The 5,916-nt window shown below is 61.0% G+C and carries 7 protein-coding genes; 4 read left to right on the top strand and 3 right to left on the bottom strand.

Translation table 11 applies throughout. The annotated features are described in order from the left end of the window. Positions 1 to 176: 176 nt before the first annotated feature. Entirely contained in the window at positions 177 to 1,043 is an 867-nt protein-coding gene (locus GXN74_RS13870; RefSeq protein ID WP_162371537.1) for a DUF368 domain-containing protein, read from the bottom strand. A gap of 277 nt (positions 1,044 to 1,320) precedes the next feature. Between GXN74_RS13870 and GXN74_RS13875 the strand changes: the two genes are divergently transcribed. Together GXN74_RS13875 and GXN74_RS13880 are read left to right on the top strand one after the other, a co-directional pair. Beyond that, positions 1,321 to 1,635, top strand: a complete 315-nt coding sequence (locus tag GXN74_RS13875) for a DUF5320 domain-containing protein (protein WP_162371538.1) — start codon at positions 1,321 to 1,323, stop codon at positions 1,633 to 1,635. Positions 1,636 to 1,641: 6 nt separating this feature from the next. Continuing rightward, positions 1,642 to 2,025, top strand: a complete 384-nt coding sequence (locus GXN74_RS13880) for an iron-sulfur cluster assembly scaffold protein (protein ID WP_162371539.1) — start codon at positions 1,642 to 1,644, stop codon at positions 2,023 to 2,025. A gap of 75 nt (positions 2,026 to 2,100) precedes the next feature. On the opposite strand, the gene GXN74_RS13885 is transcribed toward GXN74_RS13880, so the two are convergent. Further along, positions 2,101 to 2,352 (bottom strand): GlsB/YeaQ/YmgE family stress response membrane protein, encoded by a 252-nt coding sequence (locus GXN74_RS13885; protein ID WP_162371540.1) that lies wholly within the window; start codon positions 2,350 to 2,352, stop codon positions 2,101 to 2,103. 24 nt (positions 2,353 to 2,376) lie between these two features. Continuing rightward, positions 2,377 to 2,646 carry a thioredoxin family protein gene (locus tag GXN74_RS13890; protein WP_162371541.1) on the bottom strand — a complete coding sequence of 90 codons (270 nt, stop codon included), beginning with the start codon at positions 2,644 to 2,646 and terminating at the stop codon, positions 2,377 to 2,379. A gap of 242 nt (positions 2,647 to 2,888) precedes the next feature. Here GXN74_RS13890 and GXN74_RS13895 point away from each other — a divergent pair, with 242 nt between their 5' ends. Then, complete coding sequence (locus GXN74_RS13895) at positions 2,889 to 3,914, top strand: LacI family DNA-binding transcriptional regulator (protein WP_162371542.1); 1,026 nt, start codon at positions 2,889 to 2,891, stop codon at positions 3,912 to 3,914. A 59-nt stretch (positions 3,915 to 3,973) separates the two neighbouring features. Beyond that, a complete protein-coding gene (locus GXN74_RS13900) occupies positions 3,974 to 5,692 on the top strand; it encodes an alpha-amylase family glycosyl hydrolase (RefSeq protein ID WP_162371543.1) in 1,719 nt (572 codons plus the stop codon). Positions 5,693 to 5,916: the final 224 nt, after the last annotated feature.

Raw genomic sequence — 5,916 nt, forward strand, 5'->3', positions numbered from 1 at the left:
AAAGCATCATAGGCAACAAACAGACATGAAAAACCCACCATGACCTGAAAACGTTTCAGGTCATGGTGGGTTTTTGTTTGGTTAAATTTGCGGCTACGAAAAACTATGATGTTTTTCAGTGGCCTCGGGAACGTCCCTTCTTTGTTTGCATTACAGGAAAGTCCGCATTTTCGTGTCTATTCCCTGCCCAATGCCAGAGCGACGCCCGCCCCCGACAGGAGGGCCAGCAGGCTTGCGGCCACGGTCCCCGGAGAAAGGGCCGGCAGGTCGATCCCCAGCAGGATGGCGATGGGGGAAGCAGCCACCAATCCGAAGATGGACGCATAGGCCAAGAGGGGCGCCTTGCGGAAAAGCCAGTCGATGAGTTTGGCCACAAGGATGATCCCGAAGACCATGCCCAGCCCCAGGGGGGCGAAGAATCCCACACCGTACAGGATTTCCGGCAGGTCCCAGGAGAAGACCGCCTCCAGAAAAAGGCTGATGTTGGCGATGACGAGGTTGTAGTATCCCAGGAGCATCATCACCAAGGAACCGCTGACACCCGGGACAATCATGGTCCCGGCGGCCACCATGCCCACCAGGAACAGTTTTGCCATGGAGACGGGTCCCAGCAGGATCCGGAAGACCTCCGTTTCCCGCTCGCCCGTGGAGGCCATGAGGACCACCAGCAGGAAGAAGGCCAGGAAGAGCAGGGCATGCAGCGCACCGAAGCGGGCGCCCCGGACCTTGCCTGCAAGGACGGGAAGCCCCCCTAGGATCAGGCCGATGAACAGCGCGGCGGTGGGCAGGGGGAAGCGCTCCAAGGCGAAGCGGACCAGAAAGGACAGGGCGCCGATGCCGGCCAGGGCCCCCAGCAGGTAGGGCAAGAGGGTCATGGCGTTGCGCTTGAAATCCTTGCGCAGGTGGGTGGCGGCGTAGATCAGTTCGTCGTAGATCCCCATGGACACGGCCATGGTCCCTCCGCTGACGCCGGGAATGATGTTGGCGAGGCCGATCAGGCCTCCCTTCAACAGCTTTTTGATGAAATTAGTGGAACGAAACATAGGGGCTCCTTCTTGATCTTTGTATGCTTGGATTCGCCTCCTATGGTACCACATTTGCGGACGGGCAACAAGTGCCGGGAGTGGTCTGCGGGGACGGTTCTTCCGGACCATTGGTCCGGAAGAACCGTCCCCGCAGACCAGGTGCGCCGTTTTTTTCGGAGAATTCACAGGGAAATGCTGGAGAGGTTATTGACATATGTCAATTAAGGAGTATAATGGAATTAGATAAAGGGCATATGCCCATAACGCAAACAAGCATCGAAAGGAGATGGGAATCATGCCAGGAAGAAACAGTACAGGTCCCATGGGACTTGGTCCCATGACAGGCAGAGGTTTGGGAACATGTGGAGGCAAAAAAGCCATCCAGTATGGCGCGCGGTTGGGACTGGGCCTTGGATTGGCTTACGGCTGTAGAAGAGGGCTTGGAAGAGGCCTGGGAAGGGGGTTGGGCCGGGGTTTTTTCGCAGACTCCGCAGACCCCGCTGACACCAAGACCCAGAGGGAGCTGCTGGAGGAACAGCAGGCAATGCTGAAGACGAGGCTGGAACAGATCGACAGGGAACTGGTCGACCTGCAGGAGCCGAAGGAATAACCGCCCATGGAATACTCCATCAAGGTCATCGAACATTTCATGAGCCCCCATAACGCCCATTCCATGCCGGACGCGGATGCGGAGGCCAGGGTGGGGGATCCGGACTGCGGCGACTCCATGGTGCTGTTCATCAAGGTCCGGGAGGGTGTGCTGGTGGAGGTCAGCTATCTGGTCTACGGCTGCTGCGCCTCCATTGCCACAGCCAGCATGACTTCGGTGCTGGCCACAGGGAAGACCCTTAAGGAGGCGGAGAGGATCACGGAGGAGGACATCGTGGAGGCCTTGGACGGGCTTCCCGAAAACAAGCTCCACTGCTCCAACCTTGGCGCCGGAGCCCTGCACAAGGCCATCCAGGTCTACAGGGAGAAGCAAAAGGCGCATCAAAAATGAGAAGAAGCAGGCCCTGGAGGTTCCACTGAACCCCCGGGGTCTGCTTCTGCATGCATTGCAGGAAAGGCTTGCCGGCTATTTCCGCACCAGTTTGGCGATCTGCAGCACCAGCACCGCCCCCAGGAAGGCCACGAAGATGGTCCCCAGGTTGAAGCCGCTGACGGCGTTCTGGACGCCGAAAAGTTCTCCGGCCACCCAGCCCCCCACCAGGGCCCCCACGATGCCGATGATGATGTTTCCGAACAGGCCGAAGCCCTTTCCCTTTACGAACTTGCCGGACAGCCATCCTGCGATGGCCCCCACCAGCAGCCAAGTGAAAATACCCATGGGATTCCTCCATTCTTCTTGTGCTTATCCGCGCTCCAAGGCCATTTCAAAGACCTTGCGCACGATTTCCCTGTTGGCCACCCCTTCGTGGACTTTGTTGCCGTCCAGATAGTAGGTGGGAACGTAATAGTAGTTGTGTCGGGCGGCGACCTCCGGCTCCTTGCGCTCGTCAACAATCCGCAAGGGGATATCCCCATACGCCGCATTCTCCTGCTTCAGCTCCTCCATCCAGCGCAGCACCTGCTTGCAGTAGGGGCAGGCCTTCAGGATGAAGAGCGTGAGTCCCTGGTCCATGGAACACCTCCTTTTGTCCGTGTCTTGTACATATACCATATTATATATCATAATATACGGATATTCAAGAGGGAAAGAAGGAAAGATTGGATAAGGATGGTCCGCGGGGACGGTTCTTCCGGTCCAAAAATGGGCCGGAAGAACCGTCCCCGCGGACCATTTCCATTTGACAGGCGGGGGAGTGTCGTGGTACAATCAAGGCAAATGGAACCGATTCCAGAAAGAAAGGGGTGTGCCAAGACATGAAGAGAACCATCCGACTGAAGGATGTGGCCCAGATGGCGGGGGTGGGGGTGGGGACGGCGTCCCGGGTCCTGAACGGACACAGCAACGTGAGCCCGGAGAAGCGGGAGAAGGTCCTGGCCGCCATCCAGGCCCTGGGCTACCGGCCCAACGAGATCGCCCGCAGCCTGAAGGCCCGTTTCTCCCGGACCGTGGGGGTCATCCTGATGGACATCGCCAACCCTTTCTACACGGACGTGGTCCGGGGCATCGAGGACTGCGCCGCCCGGAAGAACTACAGCATCATCCTGGCGGACCTGGTCTGGGAACCGGGAAGGCTCCAGGGGCGGCTGGAGGAGCTGAAGGACAAGAAGGTGGACGGGATCCTCTACATGGGGAGCGCCGTAACCAGGGAGGACGTGGCCCTGTTCCACAAGGAGCAGATGCCGGTGGTCTTCCTCTCCACGGCGGTGCCGGAGGGCCAGGAAGGCGCGGAGCTGAGCCATGCGGGCTGGGGCGCGGTGAACATCGACAACGGGAAGGCGGCTTACGAGGCGGCAAAATACCTCCTGGGGAAGGGGTACCGGAGCATCGGCCTGATTTCCGGGGAGGAGGGGGACAGGAACTCCTCCGTGCCCCGGGAGGCGGGCTTGCGACAGGCCCTGGCCGAGGAGGGCCTGGACCTGCCGGAGGGCTGGCGGAAGTTTGGGAAGTTCTCCTATGCCGGCGCCCACCGGGCCATGGAGGAGCTCCTGGAAGGGGAGGACCGGCCCCAGGCGGTGTTCGCCCTCAGCGACGTGATGGCCATGGGGGCGGCCAAGGCGGCCCTCGCCCGGGGGCTGGAGATTCCCGGGGACGTGGCGGTCCTGGGCTTCGACGGCATCGAGGGGGCCCGGTACTTCCACCCCTCCATCACCACCGTGGCCCAGCCCCGGTACGAGATGGGGGTCCGGGGGATGGAGGACCTGATCGCCCTGCTGGAAGGCGGCGGCGGGGAAACCAGCCGGATCCTGGACTTTGTGATTGTGGAAGGGGAGTCCACGTGACCGGCGGGCAAAGGCATGGGGAGCGGTCAACAGGCGATGACGTTATAGGAGGAGCGCACATGGAAGCGAAGGCAAGGATGAAGAGGCTGTGGAGGGAAATCTTCGGGGAAGGCGTGGGAAGGGAACTGCTGGAAGGATTCCTGGAACAGCTGGACAGGACGAAGGAAACCCATTTTTCCGGTGAAGGGCAGAAGGATACGGACTGGTACAAGGACGCGGTGGTGTACTCCACCTACGGGGACCTGTTCAACAAGGACCTGCTGGGACTTTCCGACAAGCTGGACCACCTCCAGGAGCTGGGGATCAACTGCATCTGGCTGCTGCCGGTGCTGGAGTCCCCCATGAAGGACGCGGGCTTCGACATCTCCGACTTCAGCTCCATCCGTTCCGAGCTGCTGGGTCTGCCGGAAGGCGCAAGCCCGGAGGAGAAGGACAGGGTGTTCGCGGGCTTCATCCAGGCCGCCCACGCCCGGGGGATCCGGGTGATCTTCGACATCGCCATCAACCACTGCTCCATGGAGCACCCCTGGTTCCAGGAGGCCAGGAGGTCCAAGGACTCCCCCAAGCGGGACTGGTTCATCTGGAGCGACACCACCGACCGCTACAAGGAGGCCCGGATCATCTTCAAGGGCATGTGCAAGAGCAACTGGGAGTGGGACGAGACGGCCGGCCAGTACTACTTCCACCGGTTCTTCGAGATCCAGCCGGACCTGAACTACCGGAACCCGGAGCTGCTCCTGGCCATGGTCCAGGTGCTGGTGGACTGGAAGGTGCGGGGGATCGACGGCTTCCGGGCCGACGCGGTGCCCTACCTCTGGAAGGAGGAGGGGACCAACTGCGAGAACCTGCCGGGGACCCACCTGATCGTGAAGTTCTTCCGGGCCGCCCTGGACTTCCTGGAGGAGGGGACCCTGGTGCTGGCCGAGGCCTGCCAGCCCCCGGTGGACGTGGTGGAATACTTCGGGGAGAACGACGAATGCCACGCAGCCTACCATTTTCCGGTGATGCCCAGGATCTACAAGGCCCTGGCGGAGGGCAGGAAGGATTCCATCGAGATGGTCATGGACCCCTCCTTCACCCCGCCCATCCCCGGGGACTGCCAGTGGTTCATGTTCCTGCGCTGCCATGACGAGCTGACCCTGGAGATGGTGACCCCAGAGGAGCGGGAGTTCATCTACAAGGCCTACGTCAAGGACCCCCTGTGGGACTTCCGCCAGGGGGAGGGGATTTCCGCCCGCCTCGCAGAGCTGTTCGAGGGGGACATCCGCAGGATCCGGCTTGCCTACTCCATCATGTTCACCCTGCTGGGGACCCCCATCATCTACTACGGGGACGAGTTCGGGAAGGGGAACGACCTGGCCTACTACCAGGAAGTCTACGCCCAGACAGGCTATCCGGATACCCGGTACCTGGTCCGGGGACGGATCGACTGGGACCAGGTGGAGGCCCAGCTTGGGGACCCTGCCTCCCTGGGGCACCAGATCTACCATACCCTGAAGCGGATGGTGGCGGTCCGGGGAAGCCAGAAGGCCTTCGCCCGTGGGGATTTGCGCTTCCTGGAGCTGGGGGGGGCCGACGGTGCGGTGAACAGCCACGTCCTGGCCTACGAGCGGGCCTACGGGAAGGAGCAGGCGGTGGTCCTGCAGAACCTCACCGGGGAGGAGCAGACGGTGGAGGCGAAGGCCTTGGACGGACGGGAGAAGGACCTGCTGGGACAGGAGATCCGGCGCCAAGGCGGCCTGGTGGTCCTGCCCCCCTACGGCTTCCACTGGTGCTAGGGATAAAAGGGCTGGGAAGGATCGGAATCCCCTTGAAAAAGGAGGGTTCCGGTCCTTTTCGCTCCCCTGCAAAGGTTGTCACTAGGCGCGAAAAGTACTATAATTCATAAGTGAAGTATCACATTTGGAGCAATCAAAAAAGAGCAACTAGAGACGAACTCCAGTTGCTCCAAATGTGGTTCTTCACGATTGTACCAACTCGCGGATGTTAGCCGGTGATCCGG

Origin of the sequence: Anaerotalea alkaliphila, assembly GCF_010179735.1 — a bacterium.
Classification (GTDB): Bacteria; Bacillota; Clostridia; order Lachnospirales; family Vallitaleaceae; genus Anaerotalea; species Anaerotalea alkaliphila.